Here is a 19,029-nt window from a genome sequence, read left to right as displayed (position 1 = left end):
CTGTCAACCAAGTAGACACTGTCCAGATAGGAGATCCCATGCCCACCGCGCTGATTATCGACGGCCACCCGGACGCCCGATCGCTCACCTCCGAGCTCGTCCGCCGCTATGCCGCAGGACACGGGGATGCGCGGGTGCTGGCTCTGCGAGATCTGGACTTCGATCCGCACCTGCGGTTCGGCTACCGGGAGCGCATGCCGCTCGAGGCCGACCTCGCCGAGGCGAAGGCCGCTCTGCACGCGGCAGACACCGTCGTCGTCGCGACCCCGCTCTGGTGGGGGTCGGTCCCTGCCGTGCTCAAGGGGTTCTTCGACCGCGCTCTGCTCCCGCAGCAGGAGTACCGCTACACGAAGCTCGGCGTGCCGGAAGGCCTGCTGGGCGCTCGCCGCGGTCGGCTGCTGCTGCTCGCGGACACCCCCTGGTACGCCGCTGCCTTCACCGGGCTTCCGGCGCAGACGCAGGTCGCCCGCAACACGCTCCGCCTCTGCGGCATCCGCTCCGTGCGCACGCACCGAATGCTGGGCGTGAAGGATGCCAGACCCCAGCGGATCTCGACCTGGCTGGATCGCGCGGAAGATCTCGGCGCACGGGATGCGAGGTCACCCAGGGGCGCCCGGGTCGCCGAAGCGGCCGTCGCGGCGCCGGTGTGACGACAGCTATCGCACCCCGCACGACCTGAACGACCGACCGGGTCGGCGACGCGGACTCCGGCTCAGACGGTGGCGGCCGCCGCTTCGTCCTCAGTGGTCGCGACGAGCTGACCGCAGGCCCCGTCGATCTCCTTGCCGCGGGTGTCGCGGAGCGTCGTCGGGATGCCGGCGTCGTTAAGCCGGCGGACGAACTCGTTCTGCACCGAGACGTCGGACGAGGTCCAGATCGATCCGGGCGTCGGGTTCAGCGGGATCGGGTTCACGTGCACCCAGCCACGACCGCGCGCATTGAGCTTGTCCGCCAGCAGATCCGCGCGCCAGGCGTGATCGTTCATGTCCTTGATGAGCGCGTACTCGATCGACACGCGACGGCCGGTCTTGTCGAAGTACTCGCGCGCGGCATCCAGCGCCTCGTCGACCTTCCAGCGCGAGTTCACCGGGATGAGCTCGTCGCGTAGCTCGTCATCCGGCGCGTGCAGCGAGAGGGCGAACGTCACCGGGATCTCTGCGGCCGCGAGCTTGCGGATCGCCGGCACGAGACCGACCGTCGACACCGTGATGCCACGGGCGCTCATGCCGAGTCCGTCCGGCTGGGCATCGACCATGGTGCGCACCGCGTGCATGACGCGGTTGTAGTTGGCCATCGGCTCGCCCATGCCCATGAAGACGATGTTGCTGACCCGCTCCAGCGAGTGGTCGTCGCGCTTCTTGCCGCCCAGCTCGCCGTTCGCGATCGCGCGGTTCGCGCGGACCACCTGCTCGATGATCTCGGCAGCCGACATGTTGCGCGTGAGCCCGGCCTGGCCGGTGGCGCAGAACGGGCAGTTCATGCCGCACCCGGCCTGGCTCGACACGCACAGCGTGATCCGACCCGGGTAGCGCATGAGGACCGACTCGACGAGCGCCCCGTCGTGCAGACGCCACAGGAACTTGATCGTGTCGCCCTTGTCCGTCTCGAGCCGTCGCACCTCGGTCATCAGCGGAGGCAGGAGCCCGGTGACGAGCTCGTCGCGAATGCCCGCGGGCAGGTCCGTCATCTCGGCGGGGTCGGAGGTGTAGTGCTTGAAATAGTGGGTCGAGAGCTGCTTCGCGCGGAAGCCCGGGAGCCCGAGCTCCTTCACCTTCTCGACGCGCTCGGCCGGGGTGAGGTCGGCGAGGTGCACCGGCGGCTTGCCGCGCTTGGGGCTGGCGAACTGCAGAAGCGGTCGACCCTCGGCGTCCTTCTTCTGGGTCCAGCCTTCCGTGGCGGGCCGCACCTGCGGCGTGCCGGATGCCGCGCGCGGCGTCGTGGGACGCACAGCGCCGCTGTTGCGCGGCGCACGAGAGGTGTCGGTCATGTCTTCCAGGGTACGGCGTCACGGCTGGGAGACCGCGGGATCGGCCGGATTCGTGGGCGTCGTCCGCTTCGCGGCTCCGACGTTCGCCGACACCGCGATCCAGAGCCGCAGCAGTTGCGGCACGACGAGGTAGACCGAGAGCGGCACCACGACGACGGTGAGCACGAGGGCGCGCAGCACGACGGGCCACCCCTCGGTGAACGGTGCGAGCGCGTAGAGGCCGATCGTGACGAGCGGGAAGATCGCGAGCCAGGTGATCACAGCACGGACGTGGACCGAGACCGGGGCGACGGGGGCAGACATGAACATCCTCTTTCCAACTGACTGGTTGGTTACAGTGAACCACAGCTGAACCCCTAAGGCAACCGAACAGTTGGAATAGGATCGTCCCATGCCCTATACGCCGGAGGAGACGAAGCGCCGACTGCTGGCTGCGGCGGTCGACGAGTTCAGCGCGAACGGCCTGGCCGGCGCGCGCGTGGACCGGATCGCCCAGGCGGCCGACGCCAACAAGGAGCGGATCTACGCCTACTTCGGCGACAAGGAAGGGCTGTTCGGCGCTGCACTCGAGTCGACGCTGCTCGCCGTCATCCACGCCGTGGCCATCGAGGGAAGCGGGATCGACGCGGTGCTCGACTACGCCGCAGCGGTCTTCGATTATCAGGTCGCGCACCCTGAGCTCTCGCGCCTGCTCGCCTGGGAGGGGCTGGAGCGCACCAGCCCGGTGGCGTTCGAGGCCCGATCGGTGTCGCACGCGAACAAGGTCACCCAGTTGCGCAGGGTTCTGCCCGAGCTCGACGAGGCGACGGCCATCGAACTGCTCCTGACCATCGTGACGCTGGCCGACGGCTGGCAGGTCTTCCGCTCGCTCGATCAGCTGTACAGCGGCGGTCGCACGGATCTGCCGGAGCGGATCGCCGAACGCCGAGTGTTCGTGCTGCGCGCGGTGCGCGCACTGGTCGAGTCTCTCCTCTCGGATGCCGCGGCGCAGGATGCCGATCGATGACCGACCTCACCCCTCTCGCCTGGGGCCTGCTCGGCCTCGCCGCGCTCATCGCCGGTCTCGGGAAGACCGCGATCCCTGGCAGCGCCACGGTGTCCGTGGTGCTGTTCGCCGCCGTGCTCCCCGCGCGGACCTCGACCGCCGCCATGCTGCTGCTGTTCATCGTCGGCGACGTGTTCGCGCTCATCGCGTACCGGCGGCACGCACACTGGCCGACACTGCTGCGGCTCGCGCCGGCGGTCGTCGCCGGACTCGTGCTGGGATTCCTGTTCCTCGCGTACGGGGACGATCGCATCGTGCGCCGTGCGATCGGCGTGATCCTCCTGCTCATGATCGCGGTGACGCTGTGGCGCCGACGCCGCTCGGCGAAGGCCGTGGGCGGGCCGCTGCTCGGCGCCACCTACGGCACGCTCGCCGGATTCACCACGATGGTCGCCAACGCCGGCGGGCCGGTCATGTCGATGTACTTCCTGGCCACCCGCACACCCGTGCAGGTGTTCCTCGGCACATCGGCCTGGTTCTTCGCGATCGTGAATCTCGTGAAGGTGCCGTTCCTCGCGGGCATCGGCCTGTTCACCCCCGAGGTGCTGCTGATGGACCTGCTGCTCACCCCGCTGGTCGTCGCTGGCGCGCTCGTCGGCCTGAAACTCGCCAAACGGATGCCGCAGCAGCTGTTCGATCGACTCGTCATCATCCTGACGATCGTCGGGGCCGTGTACCTGCTGTTCTGACGCTCAGCCCCCGCTCCTTCTCGGGGCCGATGCCGAGCGCCGGTCAGTCGAGGAAGATGTCCGGGAACAGTGCGCTGTCCGGTGTGCCGGGGACCGCGGCATAGCCGGAGAAGTCTGTCACGCCGTCCTCCTCGAGCACGTCCTCGACGATCAGGCTCTGACCGGTGCGCTCATGCGACGGCGTGACGAGCACCGAGTAAGCGGCATCCGCGTAGATCGCAGGCGTCCGGCTCGCCGCCATGACCTGATCGCCGCCGAGCAGGTTCTGCACCGCGGCGGTCGCGATCGTGGTGCGGGGCCAGAGCGTGTTGGCGGCGATGCCGTCGCGGGCGAATTCGGCGGCGAGGCCGAGCGTCACCATCGTCATCCCGAACTTCGCCAGCGAGTAGCCGGTGTGCGCGCCGAGCCATCTCGGAGTCGGGTTCAGGGGAGGCGACAGCGAGAGGATGTGCGGGTTCTCGGCATCCTTCAGCACCGGCACGGCCGCACGCGACAGCAGGAACGTCCCTCGTACGTTGACGTCCTGCATGAGGTCGTACTTCTTCGCGCTGAGATCGAGCGAACGCGACAGGTCGATCACGCTGGCGTTGTTGAGGACGATGTCGATGCCGCCGAACTCGCCGACGGTCTTGAGCACGGCCTCAGTGACGTCGTCGTCCTCGCGGACGTCGCCGACGATCGGCAGGGCGTTGCCGCCGGCCGCGCGGATCTGATCCGCCGCGGTGTGGATCGTGCCCTCGAGCTTGGGATGCGGGGTGTCGGTCTTCGCGAGCATCGCGATGTTCGCGCCGTCCTGCGCGGCACGGAGCGCGATCGCGAGACCGATGCCGCGGCTGCCGCCCGACATCAGGATGGTCTTTCCTGCCAGTGTCATGTGTTCTCCTTCTCGAGCGCTGGTCACTTCGGGGCCATGCGGATGGCGCCGTCGAGACGGATCGTCTCGCCGTTCAGGTATCCGTTCTCGACGATGTGCTGCACGAGCGCGGCGTACTCCGCCGGTCGGCCGAGCCGGGCGGGGTACGGCACCTGCTCGCCGAGCGACGCCTGCGCCGCCTCGGGGAGGCTGGCCAGCATCGGCGTCTCCATGATGCCCGGAGCGATCGTGCAGACACGGATGCCGTGGCGCGCGAGCTCGCGCGCCACGGGGAGGGTCATCGCATGCACGCCGCCTTTGGATGCCGAGTAGGCGGGTTGACCGATCTGACCGTCGAACGCCGCGACGCTCGCGGTGTTGACGATGACGCCCCGGTCACCGGCCGGGGTCGCTTCGGTCTTCGCGATGATCGCGGACGCCTGCGACAGCACGTTGTACGTGCCGATGAGGTTGATGCGGACGATCCGCTCGAAGTCCTCCAGGGAGCCAGGGTCGCCCTCGCGGTCGAGCACCTTCGCCGGCGGGGCGATGCCGGCGCAGTTCACGACGATGCGCAGCGGCGCCTCGGTGTTCGCCACGGCGACGGCGGCCGCGGCATCCGCGGGGCTGGTCACATCGCCGGGGGCGAACGCGCCGCCGAGTTCGGCGGCCATGGCGGCACCGGCTGAGCCGGGCAGGTCGAGCAGGGTGACGTGCGCACCGGCCGCGGCGAGCGTGCGCGCCGTCGCGAGGCCGAGTCCGGATGCGCCACCCGTGACGAGGGCGCCGGATCCCTGGATCTGCATGCTGTTCTCCTTCGAACGATCGTGCAACTCAGTTCCAGCTTACGCGGATCCGAGTCCCACGCTTGGCGCGGGACGACCAGCGGTGTTGGCTGGACTCATGGAACTGCGTCGCAAGCGAGCCTACGACACCGCCGAAACCTCGGACGGGTACCGCGTGCTCGTCGATCGGCTCTGGCCGCGGGGCGTCTCGAAGGAGCGCGCCGCCATCGATCTCTGGGCCAAGGACGCCGCCCCGAGCCCCGCGCTGCGCACCGCGTGGCACGCGGCATCCGACGACGAGTGGAACGCTTACGCAGACCGGTATCGGGCCGAACTCGCTCAGGAGACAGCGCCCGCGCTAGCCGCGCTGACGGATGAGCTGCGGACCCACCAGGTGGTCACGCTCGTCTACGCCGCGCACGATCCGGAGCACAATCACGCGATCGTGCTCGAGGAGGCACTGCGCGACCTGCTGTGAGAGCATCGGTGCGGAACCCCGGAAGGATTCCCGGAAGGATCCCAGGAAGGAGCGCCCGTGAGCATCCCCGCCGCCGGCATCGCCGTCCCCGACCGCGTGCGCGAGCTCGCCGACGGCGCCGGGCTCACGCCGGTCTGGGAGAACGGGATCGGCGGACTGACGTTCCGCACCGACGACGACCGATTCATCAAGTGGGGTCCGCACGACCTCGAGGCGAACATGCGCGACGAAGCGGAGCGGATGCGGTGGGCGCGACGCTGGGCGGCGGTGCCCGAGGTGCTCGAGCAGGACCAGGATGCCGCGCACGAGTGGCTCGTCACGTCGGCGATCCGGGGCCGCAGCGCGGTCGACCCGCGCTGGATCGCGGAACCGGTCGCGGCCGTGCGGGCGGTGGGCGAAGGTCTGCGGATGCTGCACGACGCGCTTCCGGTCGACGAATGCCCGTGGGAGTGGAGCATCGCGAGCCGCTTCGCGAACGCCGAGCGCCGCGGCATCCGACTCCCCGACGTTCTGCGCGACGCCCCGGAGACGGACCGGCTCGTGGTGTGCCACGGCGACGCCTGCATGCCCAACACCCTGCTCGACGACGCCGGCCGCGCCATCGCGCACGTGGACCTTGCCGCGCTCGGCACCGGGGATCGCTGGGCGGACATCGCCGTCGCGTCGATGAGCACCCTGTGGAACGTCGGCCCCGGCTTCGACGACCTGCTCATCGAGGCGTACGGCGTCGAACCCGACCGGGAGCGCCTGACCTACTACCGCGACCTGTGGAACGCGAGCTGACTCAGGCCCCCACGAAACGGAACGTGCCGACGGCCACCGCCGCAGCGATCGACACCGCCATGATCGCGAGTCCCCCGACGAGCGCCACGGCATCCCTCGCGTGCAGGCGCGACGGGCGCGCCCAGGTGCGCGGGATGCCGGAGCCGAAGCCACGGGCCTCCATCGCCATGGCCAGCTTGGTGCCGCGCCGCACGGCGAACACCAGGAGCACGAACGCCATCGAGAAGAAGCGCCGGAGGGCCCCGGTATCGCCGACTCCACGCGCCCGACGCGCCAGAGCCATCGTGCGCCAGTCGTCGATGAACAGCCCGAGCATCCTGGCACCGGCGAGGATGCCGAGCACGAACCGGCTGGGCATCCTGGCGACCTGCGCGAGAGCGTCGGCGAGTTCGGTCGGGTCGGTGCGCCCGAACAGCAGGATCGTCGGCAACCCGAGCGCGACGACGCGCAGACTGACGGCGATCGCGAGTTCGATGGAGTCGTCGCTGATCGTGATGAACCCGAGACTCCAGTAGATGTGCCCCGCCGGCTCGGCGTAGAGCAGCATGCTGAGTCCCGCGATCGGAGCGAAGATCACGATCGGCAGCAGCCGCTTCAGCACCGTTCCGAGCGTCAGCCCGGTCAGCGGCAGGCACAGCAGCTGCAGAGCGATGGCCACGAGGGCGCTCGTCACGTCGATCGACGCGAACAACGGCACCGACAGAGCCAGGGCGAGCACCAGCTTCGTCACGGGGTTGACGCCGTCGAGCCACGCCTTCCGTTCGGCCTCGACGACGGTCATGCGCGCACCCTGCTCTCCAGCGCGATGCGATGCCCGCCGAGATGACGGATCACCCCGTCGTCGTGGGTCACCGCGACGATCGTCCGCCCGCGGGCGATCTCCTCCTGCAGCAGGGCCACGAGTGAGATCCAGCCGCGCCGGTCCTGCCCGAAGGTCGGCTCATCGAGCACGATCACCTCGGGGGATGCCGCGAGCACGGTCGCCACGGACAGCCGTCGCTTCTGCCCGCCGGACAGCGTGAACGGGTTGGCGAGCGCGAGCGGGGCGAGCCCCAGTCGCTCCAGGAGGCCGTCGACCACGGCATCCGTCCGCGCCCGATCCCACCCGAGCGCCTTCGGCCCGACCGCCAGCTCGTCGCGCAGCGTCTGCGTGAGGAACTGATGCTCCGGCTCCTGGAACACCGTCCCGATACGGGTGAGCAGTTCGCGCGATGTCCAGCGGAACGGGCGACGGCCGGTCCGACCGGCCAGCTCCGGTGCGGCGCTCACCTCGCCGGACCGCTCCGGGATGAGGCCGGCCAGAGTCAGCGCCAACGTCGACTTCCCGACGCCATTGGGACCGGAGATGACGGTGGCGCTGCCTCGGGGCACGACGACGTCGAGCCCCGCCTGGACGATCGTGCGCGGCTCCCGCGCGATCGCGAGGCCGGATGCCGAGAGCACCACAGGCCCCGCCGCCGCGTCGAGTTCGGGCAGGTGGATCTCGGCATCCGGGACCCAGACGCCGGCCTCGGCGAGCGCCGTGCCGTGCTCGGCGAAGACGCGAGCGGGCGGGCCGTCGGCCAGCAGCCCTCCGTCGGCGGCGAGCACGATCACGCGGTTCATGAGATCGGCCCACACCGGCGTGCGGTGCTCGACGACGATGAGGGTCGCGCCGGTCGCCTCGACCGCGCGCTCGACGCTCGCCCGCACCTCGCGAACGCCGGCAGGGTCGAGGTTCGCCGTCGGCTCGTCCAGCAGCAGCAGTCCGGGCCGCATCGCGAGCGCACCGGCGAGCACGAGCCGCTGCTTCTGTCCGCCGGACAGGGCCTTGGTCGCTCGGCTCAGCGACACATCGAGCCCGGTCGACTCGATCGCTTCGGCCACTCGACCGGGGATCTCGGATGCCGGAACGCCGAGGTTCTCGCACCCGAAGGCGATGTCGTCGCCGACCTTGGACAGCACGATGCCGGCATCCGGGTCCTGCAGGACCAGCCCCGTCCGTCCGCGAGCGGACTCCGGAGCGACCCCGTCGATCAGCAGGGAGCCGGTGCGCACGCCCTCATCGGCGTCACCGAGGACTCCAGCGAGCCCGGCGAGAAGCGTCGACTTCCCGGCTCCGGATGCGCCCAGCAGCAGGACGCGTTCGCCCGGCTCGATCGTGAACGAGACCTCGCTGACGGCGGGCAGTTTCCGGCCTGCATAGCGCCACCCCCAGCCCGTGGCCTGGACGCGCACCGGGGCGTTCATGCTCAGGCTCAGACCTCGCGGACGAGTTCTCGCCCGGCCGCGAAGCGGTTCAGCGCCCCCGTGACGGCCAATGCGCGCACGAGCAGCCACCCGACGACACCGGCGAGGATGGCCCCCGAGATCACGAGGGTGGTGAGGTAGATCGCGTTGAACTCGACCGACTTGAGGATATTCGGCGAGCTGCCGCCGAAGAGCTCCCAGACCCATGCGCCGAGGGCGGCGCCGACGCCGGCCAGCATCGCGACCGCGAGGCCGAAGCGGCGGTAGAAGAACAGCGCGAAGATGAGTTCGGCGCCGAGGCCCTGCACCACACCGGACACCACGGTCCCGACACCCCAGACGTTGCCGATGAGCATCGAGACGATCGCGGCGACGACCTCGACGACGAAGGCCGCGCCGGGCTTGCGGATGACGAGCCCGCCGATCACCCCGCCGATCAGCCAGATGCCGACGGCGACGCCGCCCAGTCCGGGCGTCAGCGCGTCGGCTGCGCCGAACCAGGCGCCGCCGACGATGTTCCAGCCCCAGAACAGCAGGCCGATCGCGACACCGAGGACGGCGGCCACGACGATGTCGACGACGCGCCACCTCAGCGGGTGGGCGGATGCCGTGGTGCTCGCATCTGCGGAAGCGGATGCAGACGTGGATGTACTCATCAGATCTCCTCCCTGCGCCGGCATGATCCGGATCAGGTTCGACGGTCGAAGCGCGGATCGCTTCCTCTCAGCCCGGCTCGCCGGACTCCCGTGGGTTGTGCGCTCGATCTTACTCCTCGGCGAATACGGCATTGTCACATGCGGATTCGGTACCGTATTCGAGTGACCCTCGATGACCAGACCGACGGCGGCGCTGCCCTCACACGCCGCGAGCACCGTCGACGCACCGGGGCCATTCCCATCACGACGGATGCCGATGTCGTCGCCGAGGCCGAACGAGTGACCCAGGCCGCGTCCGCTGCCGGCGCCGCTCCGGATGCTGAGCTCGCCGCATCCGTCGAGACGGAGCCCGCAGGGGCGGACGCGGAACTCGCGGAGCCGGTCGAGGCGGAGCCCGAGCTGACCGCCGAGGCCGAAGCCGAGATCGCGGCTCACGCCGGCGCCGAAGCCGAACTGAACGCTCCCCTCGAAGCGGGTGCCGGGCTCGCTGCTCCTGCCAGCACCGAAGCGGACCGGACGACGCCGACCGGCACCGACCCGGATGCCGAACTGGCGACGCTGCTCGCGGCTGGCGACGCGTCCGCGCAGCCGGTCGCCGCGTGGGCGGACGAGAAGTCCCCCGCGACCGCGCTGACCTGGGTGGATCCGGTCACCGTCGAGATCGCCACTCAGGCAGCACCGCTCGAAGCGCCATCCGACGGCGGCGGTCCCGACCTTCTGGTCGACGCCCCGCGGCGAGGATTCCTGCAACCCGGCATCCTCGTGCCGCTCGGAACACTGGCCGCGCTCGGACTCGCGTATGTCGGCACCACTCTGCTGTGGCCGCTGCACGAGCTCCCTCCGACGATCGAAGCGACGACCGTGACGCCCGTCGGTGCGGAAGCGGCCGCTTTCACGTGGCCTGCCGACGGCAGCGCCGCGGTCAGCGTCGAGGGTGTGAGCACGACGTCGTCGACGACCGAGACCGCCCCCATCGCCAGCGTGACGAAGGTCGTCTCGTCGCTGATGGTGCTCGAGGCCCAGCCGCTGCAGCTCGGCGAGCAGGGGCCGGAGTATTCCTTCGACAACAGCGATTCGAGTGAGTTCTGGTCGTACCTGCGTGACGACCAGTCCGCTCTGGACGTGCCGGTCGGCGGCGTGCTGACCGAGTACCAGATGCTCCAGGGCATCCTGCTCGGGTCGGCGAACAACTACATCGACCGACTCGCTGACGATATCTGGGGCTCCGACCGCGACTTCGCCGCAGCCGCCGAGTCCTGGCTGTCCGCTCGCGGATTGAGCGACATCACAATCGTCACGCCCTCCGGTCGCAACGAGAACAACGTGGCCTCCCCCGCCTCGCTCACGACCCTGGCCTCGATCGCCATGGCGAACCCGGTGTTCGCCGAGATCGTCGGCACGGAGTCCGTCGACCTGCCGGGAGCCGGAGTCGTCACGAACTCGAACGGCCTCCTCCCCGAACCCGGCTTCGTCGGGGTGAAGACCGGATCCCTCGACGGCGACTACAACCTGCTCAGCGCCAAGGATGTCACCGTCGGTGACGCGACGGTGCGCATCTACGCCGCCGTTCTCGGTCAAGACAGCGACGAGGCGCGGCTCGCCGCCAGCCGGGATCTGTACACGCAGGTCGAAGCGCAGCTGCAGGCCCAGGGGCCGGCCGTGACGGGCGACACGGTCGTCGGTCAGGTCAGCACGCCGTGGGGCGCGTCCGCCGACGTCGTCACCGATGGCGATGCGTCCGTCGTGCTGTGGAACTCCGCCGCCCCGACGGCCGAGGTCGCGTTCGATCTCGGGGAGACCAGGGATGCCAATGCCGCGGTCGGAACAATGACCGTCGCCGGCCCGGTGAACAGCGTCGACGTTCCGGTCGTCCTCGCCAGTGATCTCGAAGGCCCGAGCCCGTGGTGGCGCCTCACGCACCCCTTCGAGCTGCTCGGCATCACCGACTGACGCGCGAACCGACGCCTCGCGACGGGACCCGGATCGTCGCCCCACCCGGCGCGAAGCGACCACTCCCGACCCACGGCACACCCACCCGCCGCGCGAGGGGACCCGAAACGCCGCCACAGTGCGTCGCAAGCGACCACACGCGCCCCCTCGCGACCCGCGACACAGATGACGACGGGAACGATGAAGGGACCGCCACCTCTCGGTGACGGTCCCTTCGTGAGCGGGGTCAGGCCTGTTCGGACTCGGACTCCGCAGCCACGCCGGCGGCGGACTCGGCCTCATCGGCGTCTCCGGTGACGACCACGGGGGTCGATGCGGTGAGCGCCTCTTCGGCATCGATGTCGGTCGCCGCCTGCTCGAACTGCGACTGGTACAGCCGCCAGTACGCGCCCTGCGCGGCGATGAGCTCGTCGTGCGTTCCCTTCTCGACGATGTCGCCGTGCTCCATCACGAGGATGAGGTCGGCGTCGCGGATCGTCGAGAGGCGGTGCGCGATCACGAACGACGTCCGACCCTGTCGCAGCGCCGCCATGGCGTGCTGCAGCAGCAGCTCGGTGCGGGTGTCGACCGCACTCGTGGCCTCATCGAGGATGAGGATCGAGGGCTGCGCGACGAACGCACGCGCGATCGTGATGAGCTGACGCTCACCCGCCGACACGTTCGACGCATCCTCATCGAGGACCGTCTCGTACCCTTCGGGCAGCGCGTGCACGAACCGGTCGACGTATGTCGCCTTCGCCGCAGCGAGCACCTCGTCGTCGGTCGCCGTCGCACGTCCGTACCGGATGTTCTCCAGGATCGACCCGGCGAACAGCCACGGATCCTGCAGCACCATTCCGGTGCGCGAGCGGAGATCCGAACGCGTGAGATCGGCGATGTCCTGCCCGTCGAGCAGGATCCGCCCGCCGCTGAGCTCGTAGAAGCGCATGATCAGGTTGACCAACGTCGTCTTGCCCGCACCGGTCGGTCCGACGATCGCGACGGTCTGACCCGGTTCGACACGGAACGACAGGTCCTTGATGAGCGGACGCTCCGGCGTGTACGCGAACGAGACGTTCTCGAACTCGATGACGCCCTTGCCGTCCATGATCTCGGGGGCGTTCTCGTCGTCCGCCTCCTGCTCATCGGCATCCAGGAAGTCGAACACCCGCTCCGCGGACGCGGTACCGGACTGCACGACCGCCGCCATTCCGCCCAGCTCGCTCAGCGGCTGCGTGAACTGCTGCGAGTACTGGATGAACGCCTGGACGTCGCCGAGGCGGAGCTGACCGCTGGCGACCATCAGACCGCCGAGCACCGCGATGCCGACGTAGGTGAGGCTTCCGACGAAGGTCATGGCCGGCATGATGATGCCCGACAGGAACTGCGCCTTGAAGCTCGCCTGGAAGAGTTCTTCGTTCTCGACCTGGAACTTGTCGAGCGCGTCCTGCTCACGGCCGAAGACCTTCACCAGCGCGTGGCCGGAGAACGCCTCTTCGACGCGGGCGTTCAGTCGACCGACCTTGCGCCACTGCGTGCCGAAGGCCTTCTGCGAGTGCGGACCGATGACACCGAAGATCACGCCCATGAGCGGTAGAGCCACGAGCGCGACGAGCGCGAGCTGCCACGAGATCGTGAACATCATCCAGAGCACGCCGATCACGGTGAGGATCGAGGTCAGCGCCCCGGACAGCGACTGCTGCATCGTCTGCGTGATGTTGTCGATGTCGTTCGTGACGCGCGAGATCAGCTCACCGCGCTGCACCTTGTCGAAGTAGGACAACGGCAGACGGTTGATCTTCGCCTCGACGTCCTCACGCAGGCGCCACATCGTGCGCACCATGATGACGTTGATCACGTAGCCCTGGATCCAGGTGAGCAGGGCAGCGCCGACGTAGATCGCGAGGACCGCGATGATGATCCAGCGCAGGCGATCGAAGTCGATGCCCGCACCGACCTGGAAGTCGCTGAACGCCGCGACCATGTTCGCGAAGTCGTCCTGCCCCTGGGCGCGGAGCATCTCGACGATCTGCTCCTGCGAGGTCCCGGCCGGCACCCCGGAGTCCCCGAGGCTCTTCGAGATGAAGCCCTCGTAGATGATGTTGGTCGCTTCGCCGAGCACCTTGGGTGCCGCGACGGTGAGGACGACGCCGATCGCACCGAGGATCGAGACGAAGACGAACCACAGAGCCGACGGCTTGAGCAGACCGATCATGCGACCGAAGCTCTTGCCGAAGTTGTCGGCCTTGCCGGGAGCGACTGCGTCCCAATCGCCCGAGTTCTGACGCGCCTGCTCTGCGAGCTCGGCCTCGTACTGCTCCTCCGGGGTCAGCTGTTCCGGCTCGTTCCCGGATCTGGTCGAGGGGCTCATGCGTCCACCCCCAGCTGCGATTCGACGATCTCACGGTACGTGTCGTTGGACGCCAGGAGCTCCTGGTGCGTCCCGACGCCGACCATCGTGCCGCCTTCGAGGACGACGATGCGGTCCGCATCCGTGATGGTCGACACGCGCTGCGCGACCACGATCTTCGTCACCTCCGGCAACTCTCGCCACAGCGCCTGTCTCAAGCGCGCGTCGGTCGTGAGGTCCAGCGCCGAGAACGAATCGTCGAACACGAGGATCTTCGGCTGGTGCACGATCGCACGTGCGATCGCGAGGCGCTGACGCTGACCACCGGACACGTTCGTGCCGCCCTGGGCGATCCGCGAGTTCAGCCCGTCGGGCATCTCCTCGACGAAATCCCGCCCCTGAGCGATCTCGAGCGCCTTCCAGAGCTCTTCATCCGTGGCTTCCTCCCGGCCGTAGCGGAGATTCGACGCGACGGTGCCCGTGAAGAGGAACGGTCGCTGCGGCACGAGCCCGATGCTGTCCCAGAGCTGCTCGACATCCGCTTCGCGGACATCCGTTCCACCCACGCGCACGGCGCCGCCGGTGACATCGAACAGTCGAGGGATCAGCGAGATGAGCGTCGTCTTGCCGGCACCTGTCGAGCCGACAATGGCGACGGTCTCACCCGGCTCCGCACGGAAGTCGATGCCGCTGAGCACCGGCGAATCGGCGCCGGGGTAGGTGAACTCCGCATCCTCGAAAGCCACCGCTCCGGGCTCCGGGAACTCCGTGACGCCGTTCTCGGGGCGCTCCAGGCTCGACGGGACGTCCAGCACCTCGCCGACGCGCTCTGCCGAGACGGCTGCGCGCGGGATCATGATCGCCATGAAGCTGGCCATGATGACGCCGCCCATGATCTGGCCGATGTACTGCATGAACGCGAACAGCGTGCCGACCTCGACGTTGCCCGCGTTGATCTCGATGCCGCCGAACCAGATCACGGCGACGACCGTGACGTTCAGGATCAGCATGAACAGCGGGAACAGGAGGACGAACAGCGAGCCGATCTTGCGACCGAGGATCATGATGTCGGTGTTGGCACCGCGGAATCGCTCTTCCTCGATGTCTTCGCGGACGAACGCGCGCACGACGCGGACGCCGGTGAGCTGCTCGCGCATGATGCGGTTCACGTTGTCGAGCTTGCGCTGGTTGCGCCGGAAGAGCGGCACCATGCGACCGATGATGAGCCCGGCGAGGATGAGCAGCACCGGCACGGAGACGGCGATCAGCCAGCTAAGTCCGACGTCCTGCTGGACGGCCATGATGATGCCGCCGATCGCGAGCATGGGGGCCATGACGAACATGGTGGCGCCCATCATCGCCAGCATCTGCACCTGCTGCACATCGTTGGTGTTGCGGGTGATCAGGGAGCCGGCGCCGAACTGGGACACCTCGCGTTCGGAGAAGCCGCTCACGCGGGAGAACACGTCGGCGCGGATGTCGCGGCCGACGCTCATGGCCGCGCGGGCGGCGAAATAGGTGGCGATGATCGATGCGGTGATCTGACCGAGGGAGACCATGAGCATGAATGCTCCGGTGCTCCAGATGTAGCCGGTGTCGGCCTGCGCGACACCCTTGTCGATGATGTCGGCGTTCAGGCGGGGCAGATAGAGAGTCGCCAGTGCGCTGGCGAACTGGAACAGCAGAACCCCGACGAGAAGTGGCCAGTATTTGGAGAGATAGCGGAACAGGAGTTTTCCGAGCATGGAGGATTCCTTTTGGGCAAAGGCCGGATCAGGCCATCAGATAGAGTGCCACGACCCGCGGACATTGCCCATACCGATCGGCGTTTATCCGCTCAGGGCGAACGAACACGCTGGTGGGACCGCATAACTGCACCGGATGCAGATACGTCTGCGCTCAGTCGAACAGCGCGGGTGAGGGAATGAACGCCCGCGCCGGTGCGCCGGCGTCCGGGCCGAGTTCCGCAATCGTCGCCGGCTGCCAGTGCGGGGTGCGGTCCTTGTCGACGAGCTGCGCACGGATGCCCTCGACGAGGTCGGGGTGGTGGTTCACGAACCACAGCACCCGGCGGTACTCCCCCGTCAGTGCCGCGCGGAGGTCGCCATCCCGCGCTTCGCGCACGGCATCCAGCGTCACGGCGAGTCCGGTCGGCGCGAGCTCGGCGAGCACGGCCGCCGTTTCGGATGCCGCCGGCTCCGCGCGCTCCGCCAGTCGACGCATGATCTCGCCGACGGAATCCGCCGAGAAGACCTCATCGATCCAGGCCCGCTCCGCCGGCAACGACGACGGCTCAGGCGTCTCGTCGAACAGCAGCACGAGTTCGGCAGGTCCCGTCGGGTCCGCCCGGTAGGCGAGCGCCTCGCGCAGCGCGTCCAGGTTCTCGGACGGCACGCAGTGATCCGCGAGGCCGGTGTACACGGCATCCGCTCCGTCGAGGGTGCGCCCGGTGAGCGCGAGGTATTCGCCCAGGCGACCGGGCGCGCGGCCCAGCAGGTAGGTGCCGCCGACGTCGGGGGTGAAGCCGATGCGCGTCTCGGGCATGGCGAGCTTCGAGCGCTCGGTCACGATCCGGATGGCCGCGTGGCCTGCCAGGCCGATGCCGCCGCCCATCGTTATGCCGTCCGCGAAGGCGACCAGCGGCTTCGGGTACTCCGCGATCAGGGCGTTCATCGCGTACTCCGCGCGGAAGAACTCCGCGGTCTCGTCTGCACGTCCCGCAATGATCTGGTCGTAGAGCGCGCGCACGTCGCCACCGGCGCAGAGCCCGCGGCCCTCGCCGTCGAGCAGGACGATCTGGACATCGGTGTCGGTCTTCCAGGCTTCGAGCACTCTGCTGATGTCCTGGATCATCCCGAGGTCGAGGGCGTTGATGGCCTCCGGTCGGTTGAGAGTGATCCGTCCGAGAGCACCCTCGGTGCGGACGAGGACGCGGGATGCTGCGGGCTGATCGGTCACGGATGCCACGTTACCCGCTGGTGCTTTCCGCCCAGATAATGCACGATTTTCCGCGATTTCCGACAAGATAGAGGGGACTGCCCATCAAAGAGAGGTCCCGATGCCCGACGGACAGGTGCTCGAGTTCGATCGTGTCACGAAGCGCTTCAGCGACGTGACCGCTGTTTCCGACTTCTCGGGACGGGTCGAGCCAGGCGTCGTCACGGGCTTCCTCGGCCCGAACGGTGCCGGGAAGACGACGACGCTGCGCATGCTGCTCGGCCAGATCCGCCCGACGTCCGGCACCGCGACCATCGGCGGCGCGCAGTACGCGGACCTCAAGCACCCCGCACGGGTCATCGGCGCGATGCACGAGGATCCCGGATTCCGCCCTCGTCGTTCGGTCGAGCGCCACCTCGTCCTGGCGGCGAAGGCGAACGGCATCGCCGCATCGCGCGTCTCCGAAGTGATCTCGTTCGTCGGACTCGACGGCGAGGCGGGTACGCGCATCGGCGCACTGTCCCTCGGAATGCGTCAGCGCCTGAGCGCGGCGACCGCCCTGCTCGGCGATCCTGGCGCGCTGGTGCTGGACGAGCCGGCCAACGGGCTGGACCCCGAGGGGATCCGCTGGATGCGCATGCTCATCCGCGGACTCGCCGACGAGGGCCGCACCGTCCTGGTCTCCTCCCACGTGCTCAGTGAGGTCGAACAGGTCGCCGACGAGATCCTCGTGATCGCGCACGGACAGCGCAAGTTCGCCGGTTCCCTCGCGTCGCTCGCCGACCCGACCTCCGGGCCGGTGGTGGTCGACGCCGCCGATCGCTCCGGCCTCACCGCCGCGCTGACCGCTGCTGGTTTCGAGTTCGAGGTGCTGCGCTCCGGCCTCACGGTGCGCGGCAGCGATGCCAGGACCATCGGAGCTGTGGCCGCCGAGGCGGGCGTCGCCCTCAGCACGCTCCAGCAGCGCGGCCCGACCCTCGAAGACGTCTTCCTCGACCTCGTCAACGACCGGCCCGTCCAACTGCGAAAGCCCGAGGTGCCGGCCGCGCTCGCGGCAGCGCCCGCCGCTGCGGATGCCGCGATCGAGGCGTCGGTTCCGGATGCCGTGCCCGCCGAGGCCGAAGCTCCGGCGGAGAACGAGCCGGCGGCTGAGCCTGTCGCGGAGGCTGATGCGTCGACCGAGGCTGACGCGTCGACAGAGGCGGACCCCGACGCGACCGTCGCCATCCCGATCATCACCGCCGGAGACTCCGTCCTGGACGGTGACGAGGACGACATCACCGCCGACGAGGTCCCGTCGTTCGCCCCGGTGTCGGCGGCCGAGGACCGACCACTGCCCGGCGTCTCGGGTCTCGCGGCGGCCGCCGCCGGACTCTCGCAGACCGGTGGCAGCACCGACACCTCGCCGAACCCCGCGGTGTCGGACGCCTGGGCCGCGCTCATCGCCGGGCGCACCCCGGACGCCTCGTCCGACGACCAGCAGGCATCTGTTGAGGATGCCGCGTCGACGACGGATCAGCAGACGCCGACGCAGGACCCGCAGCACGACGCCGAGACCACGGTCGAGACGGACGCGGACGCAGCGACCGGCGATTCCGCGAACGAAGAGTCCGCCGCTCCCGACGTCGAGACCGACGCCGCGCCGACCGACGAGTCCTCCGAATCGGCGCACGACGAAGCCGGATCCGAAGAGACGCCGTCGCCCGAGGAAGCGTCCTCCGAGATCATCGCCACCGTCCCCCGCGACGAGGGCGCGCCGGAAGCCGAGGGCGAGCAGCCGGAGCAGCCGCGGTACTGATCAGACCGGACGCGGCCTGATCACCGGGCGGCTCCTGCCCTTGACGATCGGGACGGGCGCGGTCGCGACGATCTCGACGACGTCGGCGAGCTCCTCCGAGGCGTCGAGGCGGAGGGCCTGCGTCAGTGTGAGGCCGTGACGCGTCGTGAAGATCAGACGCTGGTAGAGCTCGTCGCCTTCGAGGTCGATGACCACGCTCGGACGGCGTCGGCGGATCAGCACGAAGTCGGTCGTCCCCGCGCCCTTCCATGTGCCGGCGGCCAGAATGCCCGGGATATGGCTCCCCGGACTCGGAACGCCGCGCAACCAGGTCCAGGCGTCGTCGGTCAGCTGCACCTTGGTGATGGTGTCGCGTGCGACCCGGATGTTCTCACGGTGGAATGTCGCAGCACGCTCGATGGGCGAGAGCACGACCTCGAGCTGCGTCTGATCCAGCAGCAACGTCACCATGCCACTCAGTCTGCCAGCGTCCTCCTGCGAGATGTCTGCGACTTGCTCACAGGACGGCAA

General features: G+C 69.1%; 18 protein-coding genes and 1 riboswitch. Of the genes, 7 read left to right on the top strand and 11 right to left on the bottom strand.

The window, feature by feature from the left end:
• The first annotated feature begins 38 nt into the window (after positions 1–38).
• Positions 39–650, top strand: a complete 612-nt coding sequence (locus tag ACWAT3_RS04520) for an NAD(P)H-dependent oxidoreductase (protein ID WP_460796228.1) — start codon at positions 39–41, stop codon at positions 648–650.
• Between the two features lie 62 nt (positions 651–712).
• Here the strand turns inward: ACWAT3_RS04520 and rlmN are convergent, their stop codons facing one another.
• Positions 713–1,987, bottom strand: coding sequence for a dual-specificity RNA methyltransferase RlmN (gene rlmN / locus ACWAT3_RS04515; protein ID WP_460796226.1), 1,275 nt, complete (start codon positions 1,985–1,987; stop codon positions 713–715).
• Between the two features lie 18 nt (positions 1,988–2,005).
• A complete protein-coding gene (locus ACWAT3_RS04510; RefSeq protein WP_460796224.1) occupies positions 2,006–2,290 on the bottom strand; it encodes a hypothetical protein in 285 nt (94 codons plus the stop codon).
• An 88-nt stretch (positions 2,291–2,378) separates the two neighbouring features.
• Here ACWAT3_RS04510 and ACWAT3_RS04505 point away from each other — a divergent pair, with 88 nt between their 5' ends.
• Both ACWAT3_RS04505 and ACWAT3_RS04500 read left to right on the top strand, forming a co-directional pair.
• Positions 2,379–2,993: a TetR/AcrR family transcriptional regulator gene (locus ACWAT3_RS04505; RefSeq protein WP_460796222.1), complete on the top strand. Its 615-nt coding sequence runs from the start codon at positions 2,379–2,381 to the stop codon at positions 2,991–2,993.
• A complete protein-coding gene (locus ACWAT3_RS04500) occupies positions 2,990–3,721 on the top strand; it encodes a sulfite exporter TauE/SafE family protein (RefSeq protein WP_460796220.1) in 732 nt (243 codons plus the stop codon). The genes ACWAT3_RS04505 and ACWAT3_RS04500 overlap by 4 nt, the downstream gene beginning before the upstream one ends.
• 43 nt (positions 3,722–3,764) lie before the next feature.
• Here the strand turns inward: ACWAT3_RS04500 and ACWAT3_RS04495 are convergent, their stop codons facing one another.
• Together ACWAT3_RS04495 and ACWAT3_RS04490 are read right to left on the bottom strand one after the other, a co-directional pair.
• Positions 3,765–4,595 carry an SDR family oxidoreductase gene (locus ACWAT3_RS04495; protein ID WP_460796218.1) on the bottom strand — a complete coding sequence of 277 codons (831 nt, stop codon included), beginning with the start codon at positions 4,593–4,595 and terminating at the stop codon, positions 3,765–3,767.
• A 23-nt stretch (positions 4,596–4,618) separates the two neighbouring features.
• The gene (locus ACWAT3_RS04490; protein WP_460796216.1) at positions 4,619–5,380 is read right to left on the bottom strand and encodes an SDR family NAD(P)-dependent oxidoreductase; all 762 of its coding nucleotides are present in this window, start codon (positions 5,378–5,380) and stop codon (positions 4,619–4,621) included.
• 97 nt (positions 5,381–5,477) lie between these two features.
• Between ACWAT3_RS04490 and ACWAT3_RS04485 the strand changes: the two genes are divergently transcribed.
• Both ACWAT3_RS04485 and ACWAT3_RS04480 read left to right on the top strand, forming a co-directional pair.
• Complete coding sequence (locus tag ACWAT3_RS04485) at positions 5,478–5,837, top strand: DUF488 domain-containing protein (protein ID WP_460796214.1); 360 nt, start codon at positions 5,478–5,480, stop codon at positions 5,835–5,837.
• 57 nt (positions 5,838–5,894) lie between these two features.
• Positions 5,895–6,620: a phosphotransferase gene (locus tag ACWAT3_RS04480; RefSeq protein ID WP_460796212.1), complete on the top strand. Its 726-nt coding sequence runs from the start codon at positions 5,895–5,897 to the stop codon at positions 6,618–6,620.
• Position 6,621: 1 nt separating this feature from the next.
• Here the strand turns inward: ACWAT3_RS04480 and ACWAT3_RS04475 are convergent, their stop codons facing one another.
• The 3 genes from ACWAT3_RS04475 to ACWAT3_RS04465 form a co-directional block, all read right to left on the bottom strand.
• On the bottom strand, positions 6,622–7,401 hold the full coding sequence (locus ACWAT3_RS04475) for an energy-coupling factor transporter transmembrane component T family protein (protein ID WP_460796210.1): 780 nt from the start codon (positions 7,399–7,401) through the stop codon (positions 6,622–6,624).
• Entirely contained in the window at positions 7,398–8,849 is a 1,452-nt protein-coding gene (locus tag ACWAT3_RS04470) for an ABC transporter ATP-binding protein (RefSeq protein ID WP_460796208.1), read from the bottom strand. The genes ACWAT3_RS04475 and ACWAT3_RS04470 overlap by 4 nt, the downstream gene beginning before the upstream one ends.
• A gap of 8 nt (positions 8,850–8,857) precedes the next feature.
• Positions 8,858–9,505 carry an ECF transporter S component gene (locus tag ACWAT3_RS04465; RefSeq protein WP_460796207.1) on the bottom strand — a complete coding sequence of 216 codons (648 nt, stop codon included), beginning with the start codon at positions 9,503–9,505 and terminating at the stop codon, positions 8,858–8,860.
• A riboswitch (TPP riboswitch) is annotated at positions 9,497–9,607 on the bottom strand. Its footprint overlaps the gene before it by 9 nt.
• A gap of 60 nt (positions 9,608–9,667) precedes the next feature.
• On the opposite strand from ACWAT3_RS04465, the gene ACWAT3_RS04460 reads away from it, so the two are divergent.
• A complete protein-coding gene (locus tag ACWAT3_RS04460; RefSeq protein ID WP_460796205.1) occupies positions 9,668–11,455 on the top strand; it encodes a D-alanyl-D-alanine carboxypeptidase family protein in 1,788 nt (595 codons plus the stop codon).
• Between the two features lie 226 nt (positions 11,456–11,681).
• Here the strand turns inward: ACWAT3_RS04460 and ACWAT3_RS04455 are convergent, their stop codons facing one another.
• The 3 genes from ACWAT3_RS04455 to ACWAT3_RS04445 form a co-directional block, all read right to left on the bottom strand.
• A complete protein-coding gene (locus ACWAT3_RS04455) occupies positions 11,682–13,805 on the bottom strand; it encodes an ABC transporter ATP-binding protein (RefSeq protein ID WP_460796203.1) in 2,124 nt (707 codons plus the stop codon).
• Entirely contained in the window at positions 13,802–15,529 is a 1,728-nt protein-coding gene (locus tag ACWAT3_RS04450) for an ABC transporter ATP-binding protein (protein ID WP_460796201.1), read from the bottom strand. The genes ACWAT3_RS04455 and ACWAT3_RS04450 overlap by 4 nt, the downstream gene beginning before the upstream one ends.
• A gap of 154 nt (positions 15,530–15,683) precedes the next feature.
• Complete coding sequence (locus ACWAT3_RS04445; protein ID WP_460796200.1) at positions 15,684–16,742, bottom strand: enoyl-CoA hydratase/isomerase family protein; 1,059 nt, start codon at positions 16,740–16,742, stop codon at positions 15,684–15,686.
• Between the two features lie 100 nt (positions 16,743–16,842).
• Between ACWAT3_RS04445 and ACWAT3_RS04440 the strand changes: the two genes are divergently transcribed.
• On the top strand, positions 16,843–18,519 hold the full coding sequence (locus tag ACWAT3_RS04440) for an ABC transporter ATP-binding protein (protein ID WP_460796199.1): 1,677 nt from the start codon (positions 16,843–16,845) through the stop codon (positions 18,517–18,519).
• Here the strand turns inward: ACWAT3_RS04440 and ACWAT3_RS04435 are convergent, their stop codons facing one another.
• Positions 18,520–18,969: a hypothetical protein gene (locus ACWAT3_RS04435; RefSeq protein WP_460796198.1), complete on the bottom strand. Its 450-nt coding sequence runs from the start codon at positions 18,967–18,969 to the stop codon at positions 18,520–18,522.
• Between the last annotated feature and the right edge of the window lie 60 nt (positions 18,970–19,029).

The sequence above is a fragment of the Microbacterium sp. GXF0217 genome, from assembly GCF_054798195.1.
This window is presented reverse-complemented; position numbering and strand designations above follow the sequence as displayed.

What these genes read in the sequence shown, in the direction of transcription:
- ACWAT3_RS04520 (WP_460796228.1), top strand. Translation starts at nt 39, where the DNA reads ATGCCCACCGCGCTGATTATCGACGGCCACCCGGACGCCCGATCGCTC.
- rlmN (WP_460796226.1), bottom strand. Translation starts at nt 1,987, where the DNA reads ATGACCGACACCTCTCGTGCGCCGCGCAACAGCGGCGCTGTGCGTCCC.
- ACWAT3_RS04510 (WP_460796224.1), bottom strand. Translation starts at nt 2,290, where the DNA reads ATGTCTGCCCCCGTCGCCCCGGTCTCGGTCCACGTCCGTGCTGTGATC.
- ACWAT3_RS04505 (WP_460796222.1), top strand. Translation starts at nt 2,379, where the DNA reads ATGCCCTATACGCCGGAGGAGACGAAGCGCCGACTGCTGGCTGCGGCG.
- ACWAT3_RS04500 (WP_460796220.1), top strand. Translation starts at nt 2,990, where the DNA reads ATGACCGACCTCACCCCTCTCGCCTGGGGCCTGCTCGGCCTCGCCGCG.
- ACWAT3_RS04495 (WP_460796218.1), bottom strand. Translation starts at nt 4,595, where the DNA reads ATGACACTGGCAGGAAAGACCATCCTGATGTCGGGCGGCAGCCGCGGC.
- ACWAT3_RS04490 (WP_460796216.1), bottom strand. Translation starts at nt 5,380, where the DNA reads ATGCAGATCCAGGGATCCGGCGCCCTCGTCACGGGTGGCGCATCCGGA.
- ACWAT3_RS04485 (WP_460796214.1), top strand. Translation starts at nt 5,478, where the DNA reads ATGGAACTGCGTCGCAAGCGAGCCTACGACACCGCCGAAACCTCGGAC.
- ACWAT3_RS04475 (WP_460796210.1), bottom strand. Translation starts at nt 7,401, where the DNA reads ATGACCGTCGTCGAGGCCGAACGGAAGGCGTGGCTCGACGGCGTCAAC.
- ACWAT3_RS04470 (WP_460796208.1), bottom strand. Translation starts at nt 8,849, where the DNA reads ATGAACGCCCCGGTGCGCGTCCAGGCCACGGGCTGGGGGTGGCGCTAT.
- ACWAT3_RS04465 (WP_460796207.1), bottom strand. Translation starts at nt 9,505, where the DNA reads ATGAGTACATCCACGTCTGCATCCGCTTCCGCAGATGCGAGCACCACG.
- ACWAT3_RS04455 (WP_460796203.1), bottom strand. Translation starts at nt 13,805, where the DNA reads ATGAGCCCCTCGACCAGATCCGGGAACGAGCCGGAACAGCTGACCCCG.
- ACWAT3_RS04450 (WP_460796201.1), bottom strand. Translation starts at nt 15,529, where the DNA reads ATGCTCGGAAAACTCCTGTTCCGCTATCTCTCCAAATACTGGCCACTT.
- ACWAT3_RS04440 (WP_460796199.1), top strand. Translation starts at nt 16,843, where the DNA reads ATGCCCGACGGACAGGTGCTCGAGTTCGATCGTGTCACGAAGCGCTTC.
- ACWAT3_RS04435 (WP_460796198.1), bottom strand. Translation starts at nt 18,969, where the DNA reads ATGGTGACGTTGCTGCTGGATCAGACGCAGCTCGAGGTCGTGCTCTCG.